The organism is Tatumella sp. UBA2305, assembly GCF_002345795.1.
Lineage (GTDB): Bacteria > Pseudomonadota > Gammaproteobacteria > Enterobacterales > Enterobacteriaceae > Tatumella > Tatumella morbirosei.
The window spans coordinates 318,435-334,468 of record NZ_DDVT01000015.1 but is presented as its reverse complement, the minus strand read 5'-3'; the positions used below and the strand labels follow the sequence as shown (position 1 = coordinate 334,468).

The 16,034-nt window shown below is 47.3% G+C and carries 15 protein-coding genes and 1 pseudogene; 12 read left to right on the top strand and 4 right to left on the bottom strand.

Features of this window, described 5'->3' with window-relative positions:
- Position 1 precedes the first annotated feature (1 nt).
- From trpCF to B3Z23_RS07940, 4 genes are all read left to right on the top strand, one after another.
- A complete protein-coding gene (trpCF, locus tag B3Z23_RS07955) occupies positions 2–1,363 on the top strand; it encodes a bifunctional indole-3-glycerol-phosphate synthase TrpC/phosphoribosylanthranilate isomerase TrpF (RefSeq protein WP_294906503.1) in 1,362 nt (453 codons plus the stop codon).
- 38 nt (positions 1,364–1,401) lie between these two features.
- The gene (gene trpB, locus B3Z23_RS07950; protein ID WP_294906500.1) at positions 1,402–2,592 is read left to right on the top strand and encodes a tryptophan synthase subunit beta; all 1,191 of its coding nucleotides are present in this window, start codon (positions 1,402–1,404) and stop codon (positions 2,590–2,592) included.
- Positions 2,592–3,395 carry a tryptophan synthase subunit alpha gene (gene trpA / locus B3Z23_RS07945; RefSeq protein WP_294906497.1) on the top strand — a complete coding sequence of 268 codons (804 nt, stop codon included), beginning with the start codon at positions 2,592–2,594 and terminating at the stop codon, positions 3,393–3,395. Before trpB ends, trpA begins: the two co-directional genes overlap by 1 nt.
- 130 nt (positions 3,396–3,525) lie before the next feature.
- Complete coding sequence (locus B3Z23_RS07940; protein ID WP_294906493.1) at positions 3,526–3,840, top strand: BON domain-containing protein; 315 nt, start codon at positions 3,526–3,528, stop codon at positions 3,838–3,840.
- A 62-nt stretch (positions 3,841–3,902) separates the two neighbouring features.
- Here the strand turns inward: B3Z23_RS07940 and ompW are convergent, their stop codons facing one another.
- Positions 3,903–4,535: an outer membrane protein OmpW gene (gene ompW / locus B3Z23_RS07935; RefSeq protein ID WP_294906490.1), complete on the bottom strand. Its 633-nt coding sequence runs from the start codon at positions 4,533–4,535 to the stop codon at positions 3,903–3,905.
- A 381-nt stretch (positions 4,536–4,916) separates the two neighbouring features.
- Here ompW and B3Z23_RS07930 point away from each other — a divergent pair, with 381 nt between their 5' ends.
- The 4 genes and pseudogenes from B3Z23_RS07930 (at position 4,917) to B3Z23_RS07915 (ending at position 8,073) form a co-directional block, all read left to right on the top strand.
- Positions 4,917–5,651, top strand: a complete 735-nt coding sequence (locus tag B3Z23_RS07930) for a YciC family protein (RefSeq protein ID WP_294906487.1) — start codon at positions 4,917–4,919, stop codon at positions 5,649–5,651.
- A gap of 52 nt (positions 5,652–5,703) precedes the next feature.
- Positions 5,704–6,240 carry a septation protein A gene (locus tag B3Z23_RS07925; RefSeq protein WP_294906485.1) on the top strand — a complete coding sequence of 179 codons (537 nt, stop codon included), beginning with the start codon at positions 5,704–5,706 and terminating at the stop codon, positions 6,238–6,240.
- 49 nt (positions 6,241–6,289) lie between these two features.
- The gene (yciA, locus tag B3Z23_RS07920) at positions 6,290–6,709 is read left to right on the top strand and encodes an acyl-CoA thioester hydrolase YciA (RefSeq protein WP_294906482.1); all 420 of its coding nucleotides are present in this window, start codon (positions 6,290–6,292) and stop codon (positions 6,707–6,709) included.
- A 107-nt stretch (positions 6,710–6,816) separates the two neighbouring features.
- Positions 6,817–8,073 (top strand): annotated as a pseudogene (locus B3Z23_RS07915) (IS3 family transposase).
- A gap of 12 nt (positions 8,074–8,085) precedes the next feature.
- Here the strand turns inward: B3Z23_RS07915 and B3Z23_RS07910 are convergent.
- Entirely contained in the window at positions 8,086–8,880 is a 795-nt protein-coding gene (locus B3Z23_RS07910; protein WP_294906479.1) for an energy transducer TonB, read from the bottom strand.
- A 155-nt stretch (positions 8,881–9,035) separates the two neighbouring features.
- Here B3Z23_RS07910 and B3Z23_RS07905 point away from each other — a divergent pair, with 155 nt between their 5' ends.
- A complete protein-coding gene (locus B3Z23_RS07905) occupies positions 9,036–9,332 on the top strand; it encodes a YciI family protein (RefSeq protein ID WP_294906476.1) in 297 nt (98 codons plus the stop codon).
- A 726-nt stretch (positions 9,333–10,058) separates the two neighbouring features.
- Here the strand turns inward: B3Z23_RS07905 and B3Z23_RS07900 are convergent.
- Positions 10,059–10,256, bottom strand: a complete 198-nt coding sequence (locus B3Z23_RS07900; protein WP_294906473.1) for a YciY family protein — start codon at positions 10,254–10,256, stop codon at positions 10,059–10,061.
- Between the two features lie 138 nt (positions 10,257–10,394).
- On the opposite strand from B3Z23_RS07900, the gene cls reads away from it, so the two are divergent.
- The 3 genes from cls (at position 10,395) to adhE (ending at position 15,355) form a co-directional block, all read left to right on the top strand.
- Positions 10,395–11,855, top strand: a complete 1,461-nt coding sequence (gene cls / locus B3Z23_RS07895; RefSeq protein ID WP_294906471.1) for a cardiolipin synthase — start codon at positions 10,395–10,397, stop codon at positions 11,853–11,855.
- A 39-nt stretch (positions 11,856–11,894) separates the two neighbouring features.
- Positions 11,895–12,218: an HI1450 family dsDNA-mimic protein gene (locus B3Z23_RS07890; protein ID WP_038020805.1), complete on the top strand. Its 324-nt coding sequence runs from the start codon at positions 11,895–11,897 to the stop codon at positions 12,216–12,218.
- A 461-nt stretch (positions 12,219–12,679) separates the two neighbouring features.
- Entirely contained in the window at positions 12,680–15,355 is a 2,676-nt protein-coding gene (adhE, locus tag B3Z23_RS07885) for a bifunctional acetaldehyde-CoA/alcohol dehydrogenase (RefSeq protein WP_294906468.1), read from the top strand.
- 51 nt (positions 15,356–15,406) lie between these two features.
- On the opposite strand, the gene B3Z23_RS07880 is transcribed toward adhE, so the two are convergent.
- Positions 15,407–16,024: a thymidine kinase gene (locus B3Z23_RS07880; RefSeq protein WP_294906465.1), complete on the bottom strand. Its 618-nt coding sequence runs from the start codon at positions 16,022–16,024 to the stop codon at positions 15,407–15,409.
- Positions 16,025–16,034 lie beyond the last annotated feature (10 nt).

Here is a 16,034-nt window from a genome sequence, read left to right as displayed (position 1 = left end):
CATGAAGGGTACAGTTTTAGAGAAGATCGTCGCAGACAAAGCCATCTGGCTTGAAGCTCGTAAAACGCAACAACCTTTGGCCAATTTTCAGTCTCGGGTTGTGCCATCCACACGTGATTTCTACCAGGCGTTACAACGTAACAAAAGTGCGTTTATCCTGGAATGTAAAAAAGCATCTCCTTCCAAAGGATTAATCCGCCAGGATTTTAACCCGGCAGCCATTGCTGCTGTGTACCGTGATTATGCATCAGCGGTGTCCGTGCTGACAGATGAAAAGTATTTTCAGGGTAATTTTGAGTTTCTGCCACTGGTCAGTGCCGCTATCACGCAGCCGGTATTGTGTAAAGATTTCATTATTGACCCGTATCAGATCTATCTTGCCCGCTATTATCAGGCTGATGCCATTTTACTAATGTTGTCGGTACTGGATGATCAGCAATATCTGGCGCTGGCCGAAGTCGCTCATTCATTAAACATGGGCATACTGACCGAAATCAGTAATCAGGAAGAACTGGAACGTGCACTGGTACTGAAACCACGGGTTGCCGGAATCAATAATCGTGATTTACGCGATCTGTCGGTTCACCTTGATAAGACCCGAGAGCTTGCCCCGCAACTGCCTGCCGATACCATTATTATCAGTGAATCGGGCATCTATGATTATAGCCAGATCTGCGAGCTCCGGAGTGATGCGGATGGATTTCTGATAGGTTCTTCGCTGATGTCTGAAGACAATCTCGCCGCTGCAGTTCGCCGGGTGCTTATTGGAGATAATAAGGTATGTGGCCTGACCCGTAGCGAAGATGTTAGTGCTGCCTGGCAGGCTGGTGCCGTCTATGGCGGGCTGATTTTTGTCGAAGGCTCTCCACGCCAGGTAAGCATTGAACAAGCGGAGAAATTGATCACCGCGGCTCCGCTTAAATTTGTCGGGGTATTCCGTAATGCCTCTCAGGACGAAGTGGTCCGTATCGCTGATCGCCTCTCCCTGAGTGCTGTACAGTTACATGGCGATGAATCCGCAGAGTGGATCGCCAAACTACGCCAGCAATTACCTGATAGCATCGCTATCTGGAAAGCGTTAAGTATCAGTGACCATCTGCCAGCACGTGATATTCCCGACGTTGACCGGTATCTTTTCGACAATGGTCAGGGTGGCAGCGGACATCGATTCGACTGGTCACTGCTGAAAGGTCAGGATCTGCATAATGTCATGCTGGCAGGAGGTCTCTCACCTGAAAATTGTGCCGAAGCAGCGCTGGTCGGTTGTATTGGGCTGGACTTCAACTCTGGAGTTGAAAGCGCCCCTGGGATTAAAGACCCACATAAACTGGCAGATGTTTTCCAACAATTACGAGCGTATTAATCAGGACGCGTCAATCTGACGATACAGGAAACTGAGTTATGACTTTACTGAACCCCTATTTTGGCGAATTTGGTGGCATGTATGTGCCGCAAATTCTGATGCCTGCCCTTACTCAACTGGAAGAAGCTTTTGTCAGCGCCCAGCGTGACCCGGAATTTCAGGCCGAATTTACTCAACTATTGAAAGATTATGCCGGCCGTCCTACCGCACTGACATTATGCCGTAATCTGACCACAGGAACCCGTACCCGCCTGTATCTGAAACGTGAAGATCTGTTACACGGTGGTGCTCATAAAACCAATCAGGTCCTGGGCCAGGCACTGCTGGCTAAACGGATGGGCAAAAATGAAATTATCGCAGAAACCGGTGCCGGCCAACACGGTGTCGCTTCAGCAATTGCCTGCGCACTGCTTGGTATGAAATGTCGGATTTATATGGGTGCTAAAGACGTCGAACGTCAGTCTCCCAACGTTTTCCGTATGCGTCTGATGGGCGCAGAGGTTATTCCTGTGCACAGTGGTTCAGCAACGCTAAAAGATGCCTGTAACGAAGCACTTCGCGACTGGTCTGGCAGCTACGAAACGGCACACTATATGCTGGGTACCGCTGCTGGTCCTCACCCTTTCCCGACGATTGTTCGTGAATTCCAGCGAATGATTGGTGAAGAAACCCGTGCCCAGATTCTGGAACATGAAGGCCGGTTACCAGATGCAGTCATTGCTTGTGTGGGAGGCGGTTCTAACGCCATCGGTATGTTTGCTGACTTTATTGATGAAACCTCCGTCGGGTTAATCGGTGTTGAACCTGCCGGTCATGGAATTGAAACAGGAGAACATGGTGCGCCACTCAAACACGGCAAAGTGGGCATCTATTTTGGTATGAAGTCACCGATGATGCAGACAGAAGACGGGCAGATCGAAGAGTCTTATTCTATTTCTGCCGGACTGGATTTCCCGTCAGTGGGACCACAACATGCTCACCTCAACAGTACCGGACGCGCCGAATACGTGTCGGTAACTGACGATGAAGCGCTGGAAGCATTTAAGGACCTGTCTCGTCATGAAGGGATCATTCCGGCACTCGAATCCTCTCATGCACTGGCTCATGCCCTTAAAATGGCTCGTCAGAATCCTGATAAAGAGCAGCTGTTAGTTGTCAGTCTGTCAGGACGTGGAGACAAAGATATTTTTACTGTGCACGATATTTTGAAGCAGCGTGGAGAAATCTGATGGAACGTTACTCATTACTATTTAACCGCCTGGCAGAACGTAAAGAAGGCGCGTTTGTCCCGTTCGTCACGCTGGGTGATCCTTCTTTTGAATTATCTTTACAGATTATCGATGCGCTGGTCGAAGGCGGAGCCGATGCTCTGGAGCTCGGTTTTCCATTCTCCGACCCACTGGCTGACGGCCCGACCATTCAGGCGGCAAACCTGCGGGCTTTCAGTGCCGGAATGAATACCGAAAAAAGCTTTGAAATCATCGCTCAGGTTCGTGGCAAATACCCTGAACTCCCTATCGGGCTGCTGATTTATGCCAATCTGGTGTTCAGTCCGGGAATTGACAGCTTCTATTCCCGTTGTCAGAAGGCCGGAGTAGACTCGGTGTTGGTCGCGGATGTCCCGATGGAAGAATCCCTGCCATTCCGGCAGTCAGCGATTCGGCATAATATTGCGCCTATTTTTGTCTGCCCACCCAATGCCAGCGATGATTTGTTACGTGAGATCGCCTCCCATGGACGCGGATATACTTATCTGCTCTCCCGTGCAGGTGTTACCGGGACCGAAAATAAAGCTGCACGGCCGCTGCATCATATCATCAGTAAACTGCATGAATATCATGCGGCCCCCCCGGTTCAGGGATTTGGTATTTCTGAGCCATCACAGGTCAAAGACTCTATCGTAGCCGGTGCAGCAGGAGCAATTTCAGGTTCTGCAGTAGTAAAAATTATTGAACAAAATTTGCAACAACCTGCGGTAATGCTGCAGAAACTGACTGATTTTGCTGCCTCACTGAAAGCGGCTACCCGATGATTACTCAGGCCTTCCTTTTCACCATGAAGGCCTTTTTATCATCACACTGGTAGAATCCTGATTTATGGTTAAACTACAAATGTACCGGAACTCACCGGGGTATGATGTTTAAAAAACAGGGAGACATTAAATGAAGTTCATTAAAGTTTTAGCCAGTGCTGTGCTGGCATCTGTAGTGGCACTGTCATTAGCTGGTTGTGCTCCGGGCCCGAAAAAAGAAGGAACCGGCGGTTACATCGATGACACGGTGATTACTACTAAAGTAAAAGCACAATTGTTGGGTACTAAAGAACTAAAATCGACCGAAATTAATGTTGAAACATTTAAAGGACGCGTACAGTTGAGCGGTTTTGTGGCAACGCCACAGGCAGCCAGTCGCGCAGTAGAAGTTACCCGCAAAGTTCAGGGTGTCACTTCTGTGGTTAATAACATCCAGATCAAGTAGTTAATCTGTTTATAAAAATGGCCGGGTAACCGGCCTTTTTTATGATTGCATATCATGTGATATCAGAAGTTATAGCCGACACCAAAGAAGAACACCCAGGGGTTGATATTCGTTTTAATACTTTGCTGGTCATCGCCTGCTTTAAATTTAACTTTAGTATTAATATCCATATACCAGACTGAAGCATTCAGCATCCAGTGCTGATTAATCTGATAATCCATACCCAGTTGTCCGGCCACACCTACCGAATCCTTCACATGCAGATCGCTCAGGCCTGCTGCACGACCAGTATCATTGAATTTATTATTAAAGAAAGTGGTGTAATTAAGCCCGATACCAGCATAAGGCTGGAATTTCGAGGTATTGTCCAGGAAGTAATACTGCGCCATTAATGTGGGAGGCAACTGATGCACGGTCGCCAGAGTGCCCGTTGGGCCAAGCCCTACTTTATGACGGAACGGTGTCGCTGCCAGTAATTCCACACCAATATGGTCAGTAGCCATATAAGTGAAGGTTAATCCCAGTTGAGTATTGTTACTGACATTAAACTCTCCCAGGCCCAACACATTATCTGAACCACCGGTCGGACGTACAGTTGCGCTCCCTGCCCTGATAAAGAAATCACCAGCCTGATGCGCAGAAGCTACCGTAGGCAGCAGTGCTGCAATCAGTAACCCAATTTTTCCGATTTTCATAGCCACTCTTCTCCTGAAACGTCTTCATTTTATAGTTTTCAATGTGGACAATCGTTAAATTGTCATTGGTTGTTGCTATGTTTAACGCGAATCAGACAGAAAATCATGTCTTTCGCCTTATAAAAAATAGTTAAAAAACAAAGCCTTGATTTAGATCAATTTTCATCGCAGTACAATCGCGCTTTTTGACTAAAAAAATTGTCTTAGCGCGTTATGCCCGGGCGTGTGCCCTTACGGAATTTTGCAAACAACACGTCAGCAGTGATTAAAGAAACAGCGACCAGCGATATAAACGGAAAGTTATGTAAGTCAGGGTGCCCGTCAGCTGGGTTAACATGTACAATCTTCCGGTTAATTCATTTGTTTCCCAAAGGAGTGTACATGTCTCTCACGGCCAGCTCGTTATACCGTGATACTGCAAATTTTTTGCGTCACCAACTGCCAGCGATTACCCTGATCGCACTGGCCAGCGCACTGGTTACCGTGATACTGGGAACCGTTTTTTCTCCGGACGCAGATCAGGTTGCGGCGCTGATGCAAGGGGATGACAATGCCGGGTCACTGATTACCGTTCTGCAAAATATGACCCCGGATCAACAGAAGATTTTGTTGCATACCTCTGCTGTCGGAACGCTGTCTGCCCTGATAGGTAATACCTTACTGCTTGGGGGGATGTTGGTCTTAATTCCATCGGTGTCTGCGGGTAGGAAAATGAGTGCTCTCAGTGCCATTGGTGCCTCAGTGGGATTTTTGCCTGCCTTATTGATCCAGACCTTTCTGGTAACGTTAATTGTTCAGATCGGTTTTATGGTCCTGATGGTTCCGGGTATTTTACTGACCATCCTGTTTGCACTGGCGCCCGTGTTACTCAGCCAGAAACGTGGCGGAATTATCGGGACGATGAAACTCAGTGTCCCTATGGCCTGGAAAAATATTAAATCACTGGCCCCTGCGGTGGTGTGCTGGCTGGCAGGAAAAGTGTTGCTGATGTTCATTTTTGCTTCACAGACACTGCTGCCAGCTACTGCAGCAGCAGTGATTGCTACTACTCTGGGTAATTTGCTGTCAGCGGTACTGGTCATCTACCTGTTCCGCCTGTATATGCTGATTCGTTAATCATCGCTATTTTTTCGGCTTATTTCGGTAAGCCGTATTATTCGGACCTGTTATGAAACAATTACTGGACTTTCTGCCGCTTGTCGTCTTCTTCGTGTTTTATAAGTTATATGACATCTTTGTCGCCTCCGGAGCGCTTATCGCTGCTACAGCCATCGCATTAGTTGTCAGCTGGGTGCTGTATCGTAAGCTGGAAAAAATGACCATCATCACTTTCCTGCTGGTCACTATCTTTGGCTCACTGACACTTATTTTCCACAATGATGAATTTATTAAATGGAAAGTGACCGTTATCTATACTTTATTTGCTGCAGCGTTGCTGTTTAGTCAGTGGTGGATGGAACAACCACTGATTCAGTCAATGCTGGGCAAAGAGCTCGAATTACCTGCCCCGGTATGGCGTAAACTAAACGCTGCCTGGGCAGTTTTCTTCTTTATTTGCGGATTAGTAAATATTTATGTCGCTTTTTGGTTGCCTGAATCATTATGGGTTAACTTTAAAGTGTTCGGTCTGACAGCATTGACCCTGCTGTTTACCGCTGCCAGTGGTTTATATATCTGGCGTCATCTGCCACGTGAAGAAAAATAATCCCATCACGGCCTGCCCGCAGGCCCCGGGAAAATTACAGAGAATAAAAATGACTCAAAGTCTGAGACAACCGCAAGGTGAAATGGTGTTGCGTACACTGGCTATGCCGGCAGATACCAACGCCAATGGTGATATTTTTGGTGGCTGGTTAATGTCCCAGATGGACATGGGTGGAGCAATACTGGCAAAAGAAATCGCTAATGGTCGTGTCGTCACTGTTCGTGTTGATGGAATGACATTTCTGAAACCGGTTGCGATAGGCGATGTGGTCAGTTGCCATGCGCGCTGTATCCGTACCGGTAACAGTTCGATTACCATCAATGTTGAAGTCTGGATAAAAAAAGTATCTTCTGAGCCTATAGGTCAGAGTTACTGTACTACTGAAGCGGTGTTTATTTATGTAGCGGTCGATGAGCACGGCAAATCAAGAGCGCTGAGTGAACAGGTCGCAAATAAAACTTACCCCTGATTCGATGAGTTGTCGGAGTAAAAAAGCGCATCACTGCGCTTTTTTTTACTCATCTGACCCGTCCTGAATAGCGTTGACACGTTTCTGATTTAATTCCGGAGAACGTGATAATGACAGAGTTCAAACGCACCCAACGAGATTATCCTCTATCCTTTAAAATTGCTGTTGTTGAGCAGGTCGAAAAAGGCCAAATGACTTATAAACAGGCTCAACAGCGATATGGTATCCAGGGGCGCTCCACTGTCCTTGTCTGGCTGCGAAAGTATGGCCGGCTTGACTGGAGTCCCGGACTTCCTGACCTGGTTAAGAGGAAAACGCCTGTGGCCCTGACAAATATACCGCTGACCCCCGAACAAAGAATCATGGAACTCGAAGAACAGCTTAAGCTGGCGAATCAGAAAGCTGAGTTTTTTGAATCAGTTATCAATGTGCTGAAAAATGATTACGGAGTGAGCATCGTAAAAAAGCAGCCCGGCAGGTCCTCACGCAAAACCAGGACTCAAAAATAACAGTGACACGTGCATGCCAGTTTCTGAGGCACAGCAGGCAGTCATGGTACCAGGACAATGCCAGAAGCCAAAAAAGACAGAGCAGAAATGTTCATATTCTTGATTTTGTTGCCAGAATCCGGTGCCGTCAGCCACGAATTGGCACGCGTAAACTGCACTATCTGCTGAACAGTCAGACGGATAAAACACTGAGTATCGGTCGGGACCGTCTGTTTGACCTGCTGAGTGAACACAGGCTTCTGGTTCCTGTGAAACGGGCATATCACAAAACCACCAACAGCCGTCATCACTTCTACCGTCACCCTAATCTGTTGAAACCGGGTCCCGGCCAGGTCAGAGCCCTTGAACCGGAGCAGGTGTGGGTAGCTGATATCACTTATCTTCCGCTGCGTAGTGGAATGGTCTACCTGAGCCTGATTACGGATGCCTGTTCCAGAAAGATCATGGGTTACCATGTGGGGGAAAACCTGCAGACTGAAAATGTTGTAAAAGCGTTCAGAAAGGCTCTGAGAGAAAGAAAAACAACAGGTCATCTGGTACATCACTCCGACCGGGGTCTGCAATACTGCTCAGCTCTTTATCAGTCAGTACATAAGAGATACGGGATAGCCTGTTCAATGACAGACGGTTATGACTGCTATCAGAATGCGCCGGCTGAGCGGATAAACGGTATACTTAAGAATGAATTTTTGCTGAGTCGACCGGCAGACCTGTCGCAGGCCCGGACTATGGTAGAAGAATCTGTGGCTATCTATAACCATGAGAGGCCACATCAGTCCCTTAAAATATAAAACGCCTGATGAGGTTCATCAGGCGTTTTACAGACAGAAAACTGTCAACCTATATCAGGACTAGTCAATCAGCCGGTTATTCGACGGATGAACTGCCATCAATTTTAAACAGAATCGTCATTGTCAGACCCGTACCTGGCTTACCGCTTTGATAACGCCAGCGCCGCATTGCCTGCTTAACCTCACGATCGAACATATTTTTGGGCTGGGCTTCGATGATCCGGGCATTCTCTACATTACCGTTGGCATCCACATCAAACTGAACCTTTACCCGTCCTTCAAGGTGAAAGGCTAGTGCTCGTGCCGGATAGCTTGGACTGGTAATACTGACAGCCTGTGGTTTACCCTGGGAAATGCTCTGCTGATCCGTTTTAGACTTTTCTGGTGCCGTCTGGGCTTTCGTCTGGTCTGCCGGATTGACCTTCTGCTGAGCCGTCAGCGTTTCTCTGTTCTCAGTAGGTTTTTCTTCATGTTTCACCACAGGTTTTGGCTTAACCGCTTTTTTCTTCACCTCGCGGTGTTTCTTAACCTCAGGCTTAGGTTTTGGTTTGGGCTCAGGCTTTTCTATCGGTACCGGTTTATCCAGCTCAGGCGTCGGCGCAGGTTCCGGCTCAGGAGCAGGCTGAGGCTGAACCTCCTGCGGTGGCGGTGTGACAGGCTGAGTCACTGGCTGTGGCTGACTCACTGCAGCCTGAGTCTGAACTTCCGGCGCGACCATCGAAACATTAATAGCAGCCTGAGGCGTAGGCACATTCAGGACCTGATTAAATGACGCATACAACAATCCGGCAACTACCGCACCATGTAAAGCGACTGATACCAGCATGGATATTGATAAACGTTTAGGAAATTCTTCAGTCAAAGTGCTCATAGCTGTCTGGTTAGTTCAGTGATAGCTCATTGTAAATGCAAATAGCAATCAGTTTCAATACGTATTCCTGACTCAGTTATGCCATTTTATTTGCACTGATGTCACGCTTAGCATAAGTTTGAGCTCTCAACTTTTTGCCGTAAGAGAGAATCACCGTGTTATATGTCATTTACGCTGAAGATTTTCCGGAATCACTCGAAAAACGTCTGTCTGTTCGCCCTGCTCACCTGGCTCGCCTGCAACTGTTGCAGGATGAAGGTCGTCTGATCGTTGCAGGCCCCCTGCCGGCAGTCGACAGTAATGATCCAGGTGTCGCCGGATTTACTGGTTCTACTGTGATCGCAGAGTTTCCTTCTCTTGAAGTCGCACAATCATGGGCCAATGATGACCCTTACGTGGCTGCGGGTGTGTATCAGAACGTCATTGTAAAACCCTTCAAACGGGTGTTCTGAGAATAAACAGATTTATTCAGACATAACTGGTTGAATGAATAACCCCCGGGCAATGAATAGGAAAGGTATGCAATCAGGTACAAAATATTTTTTGTTCGGGCTTTAATATTGCGATACCGGGGATGTAATCCTCATGCGGAGATTTCAGCAATGGATTCAATCGTGAATCATCGGCCGTACAGGAGACAATGACCGCTTTGCCAAAGTAAATATTCTGATATTTAGCCCTTTCAACCTTTATTTGTACACTGCCTGTACTCTCATGAGTACACCGGCACTGCCCTTTTTCTGTAAATCTCCCTTATTCCATACTTCTCAGGCTGTCGACATGCCGGTACATCTGGCGGTTGTTTTACCCTGCTGGCGGAAGATTGAAAACATTCCCTGGATACTGTTGATGGTTACTGCAGTTCCTCCCTGTGTCGGCCAGGGAATACTCAGTCACTAGTCGTCGCCCGGGCAATCAGTTCTCGTGACTCACAACTACGTTTGTTCCTGGTTAATATCACTGTCTACGGGATTTTTTACTGAATTACGTAATCTGTTTAACATTAAAAAAGCCTTCCGGAGACCGAATTATGAACGCAAAATTCTTCCCGGGTGCTGGTGTCATTATCTGGCTGGCGTATGTCATGTGGATTGCCGGATTCTATGGCCCTGTACTGAGCAGTTTTTGCAAAACATTGAGATTTCCGCTACTGAGGTATCAGCAGCGGAGATTTGATTTCAGAAATAATGTTTTGCCTGGCAACTACTTTCAGATAATTTAAATAATAATGATCTGCGCTGTTGTTTTGCCAACTGATGCCTAATCAGCCTGATATGGGTATACCGTCTGGATTGCGCTTCAAGCCAGCGGATTTTGCGCCGGTTGCTCTGACGTGCCATTCTCCAGCGTCCAACTTCATTTCTGCTTCTTCTCATCACTCTCTCCCCCTGAGTATTACCTAACCAGTATACGCGCTTCATATCGGGATCCAACGCCGGTTTCAGAAAAGGTTTTACAATATCGCAACTCAACGTACACTCAGATCACGAAAGCGTGAACCGGACTTCCACTTAATGACGATTTTTTATTCACTGGTTAACGGGTTGATATTGTTTGGCTACTGGCTATTAATCGCCAGCGTCACTCTCAGAATCCTGATGAAACGCCGGACTGTTTCTTCTTCTATGGTGTGGTTGCTTATCATCTACATATTGCCCTTAGTGGGAATTATTGCTTACCTGAGTTTTGGTGAATTATATCTGGGTAAACGGCGTGCGGAGCGCGCCAGAACGATGTGGCCTGCTACCGCTCGCTGGATGGTGGAATTAAAAAACTCTTCACACATTTTCGCGACCAGTACCAGCAATGTTGCCAGCGCCATCTTCCGGTTATGTGAGCACCGCCACGGCATTCCCGGAGTTAAAGGGAATCAACTGGAATTACTGACCAGTTCCGATGACGTCATGCATGCCCTGATTCGGGATGTCAATAACGCTCAGCACAATATTGAGATGGTGTTTTATATCTGGCAGCCTGGCGGCCTGGCTGATGAAGTGGCACAGGCCTTTATTGAAGCCGCCAGGCGCGGAGTTTTTTGCCGGCTAATGCTGGACTCTGCCGGTAGCAGGACATTTTTCCGCAGTGGGTGGCCAAAGAAATTCCGTGATGCCGGCATTGAGGTGGTTGAATCTTTACAGGTCAATCTGTTCAGGGTGTTCCTGCGCCGAATGGATCTCCGTCAGCATCGTAAAATCGTGCTGATTGATAACCGGGTTGCTTACACCGGAAGTATGAACCTGGTTGACCCGCGGTTCTTCAAACAAGATGCCGGCGTGGGACAGTGGGTTGACCTGATGGCCCGAATGGAAGGTCCTGTCGCCATTACTCTGGGAATTGTCTTTTGCTGCGACTGGGAGATTGAAACCGGTAAGCGCATCATGCCACCGCAGCCTGATCAGGCTGTGATGCCATTTGAAGAAGCCAGCGGGCATATTATTCAGGTGATTGCTTCAGGCCCGGGCTTCCCCGACGATATGATCCATCAGGCTCTGCTAACAGCTATTTATTCAGCGCGTGAAGAGCTGGTGATGACCACACCTTACTTTGTTCCCAGCGATGACCTGTTACACGCCATCTGTACTGCAGCACTTCGTGGGGTTAATGTCAGTCTGATAGTGCCAAAGAAAAATGATTCACTGTTGGTTGGCTGGGCCAGTCGCGCTTTCTTTAACGAGCTTCTGGACGCCGGGGTTAAGATTTATCAGTTCTCCGACGGTTTACTGCATACCAAAAGCGTACTGGTCGACGGTGAACTTAGTCTGGTGGGTACCGTTAACCTGGATATGAGAAGCCTGTGGCTCAATTTTGAAGTCACACTGGTCATTGATGATATCGATTTTGGAAATGATGTCTCACTGGTTCAACAGGACTATATTCAGCGCTCAGAATTGCTTGACGCTAAAGAGTGGGCAAAACGGCCGTATTGGCGCCGAATAGTAGAACGACTGTTTTACTTCTTCAGTCCTTTGCTGTAAAAAAGGCCGCATACACACTATCAAAAGTACAGGCTCATGATGGATCTTAATAATCGTCTTACTGAAGATGAAACGCTGGAGCAGGCGTACGACATTTTTCTCGAACTGGCAGGAGACAATCTCGACCCGGCAGATATTATTCTGTTTAATTTACAGTTCGAAGAGCGTGGTGGTGCGGAATTATTCGACCCGTCAGAAGACTGGAGTGAACATGTCGACTTCGATTTAAATCCCGACTTTTTTGCCGAGGTGGTTATTGGTTTAGGGGAAGCCGATGGTGAACCTATTACCGATGTCTTTGCGCGGGTCCTGCTGTGTCGTGAAAAGGACCATAAACTCTGTCATATCCTGTGGCGTGAATAGACAGGGGTGCCCACCTGGGCACCCCAGTTCTTTGCCTGCTCTGTCCCGCTGCGCCTTACTGCTATCAGACTCAACAATACCAGAGTCTGAGAGCTTATCAATGTTCTCTTCCGACGAGTTACTGTTAGACTCTTCCTATTTTTCAACCCGATAAATCAGATTTAACAATCTGCTTGTTCTGTGTCTGTATCTTTCCTGAAAATTAACACATAGATAAACATTATTTAGCAATAATGAAATAGGACCACTCTTCCCCTAAAGCTGAATGGTATCAGCTTGCGCATAATTTGATCTGCATCAGTGCCCGCTTTGCAACATCCCGGTAATCTATTATCAACCAGACTTCATAACTTCATGCTGATATGAGATTCTTTTAGTAAGCACCGTGCAATGGCGGTTAGCAGCAGAAATCTGACACGTATGTTTACTAAAAAAGTTTAATTTTCCTTCAGGAGATAAGCATGACTGTAACAAACGTTGTTGAACTGAATGCGCTGGTAGCCCGGGTGAAACATGCGCAACAACAGTATGCAGATTTTACTCAGGAGCAGGTAGATAAAATCTTCCGGGCCGCCGCACTGGCTGCCGCAGATGCCCGCATACCGTTGGCTAAAATGGCGGTTGAGGAATCGGGAATGGGGATTATTGAAGATAAAGTCATCAAAAATCATTTTGCCTCCGAATACATCTACAACGCTTACAAAGACGAAAAAACCTGCGGTATCTTGGAAACGGATGACACTTTTGGGACCATCACCATTGCTGAACCCATCGGTCTGATTTGCGGTATTGTCCCAACCACTAACCCAACCTCTACTGCCATCTTCAAAGCGCTTATTAGTTTGAAAACCCGCAACGGTATTATCTTCTCCCCTCACCCGCGGGCAAAAAATGCGACTAACAAAGCCGCAGATATCGTTCTGCAAGCAGCCATTGCTGCCGGTGCGCCTAAAGACCTGATTGGATGGATAGATGAACCTTCTGTCGAGTTATCCAACCAACTCATGCATCACCCGGATATTAATCTGATACTTGCTACGGGTGGCCCGGGAATGGTGAAAGCGGCTTACAGTTCAGGAAAACCAGCTATCGGAGTAGGTGCAGGTAACACTCCGGTGGTTATCGACGATACCGCTGATATTAAACGCGCGGTTGCCTCTATCCTGATGTCTAAAACATTCGATAATGGGGTCATTTGCGCATCTGAACAATCAGTGATTGTCGATGATTCTGTTTACGACGCCGTACGTGAGCGTTTTTCCAGTCATGGTGGCTACCTGCTTCAGGGCAGTGAACTCAAGGCTGTACAGAACATCATTCTGAAAAATGGTGGACTCAATGCGGCAATTGTAGGTCAGCCTGCAACAAAAATTGCCGAAATGGCAGGTATCAACGTGCCAGCAGATACCAAAATATTGATTGGTGAAGTCAGTGTTATTGATGAGTCAGAACCCTTTGCTCATGAAAAATTGTCGCCCACTCTCGCCATGTATCATGCAAAGGACTTTAATGATGCACTTCTGAAAGCAGAAAAACTGGTAGAAATGGGCGGTATCGGCCATACCTCCTGCCTGTATACCGATCAGGATAATCAACCTGAACGGGTCAAATTGTTTGGCGAAAAAATGAAAACCGCCAGGATACTGATTAACACCCCCGCGTCACAAGGGGGGATCGGCGATTTATATAACTTCAAACTGGCCCCTTCCCTGACGTTGGGCTGTGGCTCGTGGGGAGGGAACTCAATTTCTGAAAACGTCGGGCCTAAACACCTGATCAATAAAAAAACCGTCGCTAAACGGGCTGAAAATATGTTGTGGCATAAACTTCCTAAATCCATCTATTTTCGTCGTGGTTCACTGCCGATTGCACTGGAGGAGATTGCCGGTGATGGCGCTAAACGGGCATTTATTGTCACCGACCGTTTCCTGTTTAACAACGGCTACGCAGACCAGGTGACCCGGGTATTAAAAGCCCATGGCGTGGAGACTGAAATATTTTTTGAAGTCGAAGCCGATCCAACTCTGAGTATCGTGCGCAAGGGTGCTGCTCAGATGCATAGTTTTAAACCGGATGTCATTATCGCCTTAGGTGGTGGCTCTCCGATGGATGCAGCAAAAATTATGTGGGTGATGTATGAACATCCGGAGACACACTTCGAAGAACTGGCGCTGCGTTTTATGGATATCCGCAAACGTATTTATAAGTTCCCGAAAATGGGTGTCAAAGCCAGCCTCGTAGCCATTACTACCACATCTGGTACCGGATCTGAGGTGACACCTTTTGCGGTGGTTACAGATGATACCACCGGACTAAAATACCCACTGGCAGATTATGCTCTGACCCCGGACATGGCGATTGTCGATGCAAACCTCGTAATGGATATGCCAAAATCACTGTGTGCTTTTGGTGGTCTGGACGCAGTCACTCATGCACTTGAAGCCTATGTTTCTGTACTGGCTAATGAGTATTCTGATGGTCAGGCCCTGCAGGCTCTGAAATTACTGAAAGAAAACCTGCCTGCCAGTTACCATGAAGGCGCGAAAAACCCAATCGCCCGTGAGCGGGTGCATAATGCAGCCACAATTGCTGGTATCGCTTTTGCCAATGCTTTCCTTGGGGTTTGTCATTCAATGGCACATAAGCTTGGCTCTGAATTCCATATCCCACATGGTCTGGCCAATGCCCTGCTGATTTCGAATGTTATTCGCTATAACGCCAATGATAACCCTACCAAACAGACAGCTTTTAGTCAGTATGATCGCCCGCAGGCACGGCGCAGGTATGCTGAAATTGCAGACCATCTCGGCTTAGGACTGCCCGGGGACCGTACTGCAGCTAAAATTAAAGCCCTGTTGAGATGGCTGGATGAACTTAAAACTGATCTGGGGATTCCAAAATCTATTCGGGAAGCAGGCGTTCAGGAAAGTGATTTTCTGGCCAAAATTGACAAGCTGGCTGAAGATGCCTTCGATGATCAGTGTACCGGAGCTAACCCGCGTTATCCTTTAATTGCAGAATTAAAACAGATCATGCTGGACAGTTTCTATGGGCGCGAATTTAACGAAGGAGATTCACAACCTTCAGAAACTGAAAAACCTGCGGCCGCACCCCGGGCTAAAAAGAAAGTGAAATAATCCTTACAAAACCCGCCATATCTCTGGCGGGTTTACCTAAGCCTGAATGCCTTAAGTATTATACCCCGCGCCATGTATCGCACTGAGATCATTTTCTTCAATCGCTTGCCAGTAGTGTTTGCGGCACACTGAGATATAACTTTCATTTCCGCCAATAACGACCTGTTCCCCTTGTCTGAACGGGACTCCCTGTGCATCAAGACGCAGTACCATACTGGCCTTTCTGCCACAGTGACAAATGGTTTTTAGTTCCACCAGTTTGTCTGCCCAGGAAAGAAGATACTGGCTGCCTTCGAATAACTCGCCACGAAAATCCGTACGTAATCCATAACACAGGACAGGAATATCAAGAAAATCGGTCACCCATGTGAGCGCTTTCACCTGCTGGCGGGTAAGAAACTGGCTCTCATCAACCAAAACACAATGCAGGCGGGTGTCTTCGTGTATCCTGTGAATATCATCCCCAATATCCGTTTGTGGGTTGTAAAGTCTGGCGTCAGAAGATAATCCTATTCTGGAGCTGACTTTACCTTTTCCAAACCGGTTATCGATTTCGGCAGTATAAATGACCGTTTTCATTCCGCGTTCATGATAGTTATACGATGATTGCAGTAATGAAGTGGATTTCCCTGCATTCATTGCAGAGTAATAAAAGTAAAGCTGTGCCATATCAATTGCT

Coding starts and splice junctions, on each gene's coding strand:
- trpCF (WP_294906503.1), top strand. CDS start 2: ATGAAGGGTACAGTTTTAGAGAAGATCGTCGCAGACAAAGCCATCTGG.
- trpB (WP_294906500.1), top strand. CDS start 1,402: ATGACTTTACTGAACCCCTATTTTGGCGAATTTGGTGGCATGTATGTG.
- trpA (WP_294906497.1), top strand. CDS start 2,592: ATGGAACGTTACTCATTACTATTTAACCGCCTGGCAGAACGTAAAGAA.
- B3Z23_RS07940 (WP_294906493.1), top strand. CDS start 3,526: ATGAAGTTCATTAAAGTTTTAGCCAGTGCTGTGCTGGCATCTGTAGTG.
- ompW (WP_294906490.1), bottom strand. CDS start 4,535: ATGAAAATCGGAAAAATTGGGTTACTGATTGCAGCACTGCTGCCTACG.
- B3Z23_RS07930 (WP_294906487.1), top strand. CDS start 4,917: ATGTCTCTCACGGCCAGCTCGTTATACCGTGATACTGCAAATTTTTTG.
- B3Z23_RS07925 (WP_294906485.1), top strand. CDS start 5,704: ATGAAACAATTACTGGACTTTCTGCCGCTTGTCGTCTTCTTCGTGTTT.
- yciA (WP_294906482.1), top strand. CDS start 6,290: ATGACTCAAAGTCTGAGACAACCGCAAGGTGAAATGGTGTTGCGTACA.
- B3Z23_RS07910 (WP_294906479.1), bottom strand. CDS start 8,880: ATGAGCACTTTGACTGAAGAATTTCCTAAACGTTTATCAATATCCATG.
- B3Z23_RS07900 (WP_294906473.1), bottom strand. CDS start 10,256: ATGAGAAGAAGCAGAAATGAAGTTGGACGCTGGAGAATGGCACGTCAG.
- cls (WP_294906471.1), top strand. CDS start 10,395: ATGACGATTTTTTATTCACTGGTTAACGGGTTGATATTGTTTGGCTAC.
- B3Z23_RS07890 (WP_038020805.1), top strand. CDS start 11,895: ATGGATCTTAATAATCGTCTTACTGAAGATGAAACGCTGGAGCAGGCG.
- adhE (WP_294906468.1), top strand. CDS start 12,680: ATGACTGTAACAAACGTTGTTGAACTGAATGCGCTGGTAGCCCGGGTG.
- B3Z23_RS07880 (WP_294906465.1), bottom strand. CDS start 16,024: ATGGCACAGCTTTACTTTTATTACTCTGCAATGAATGCAGGGAAATCC.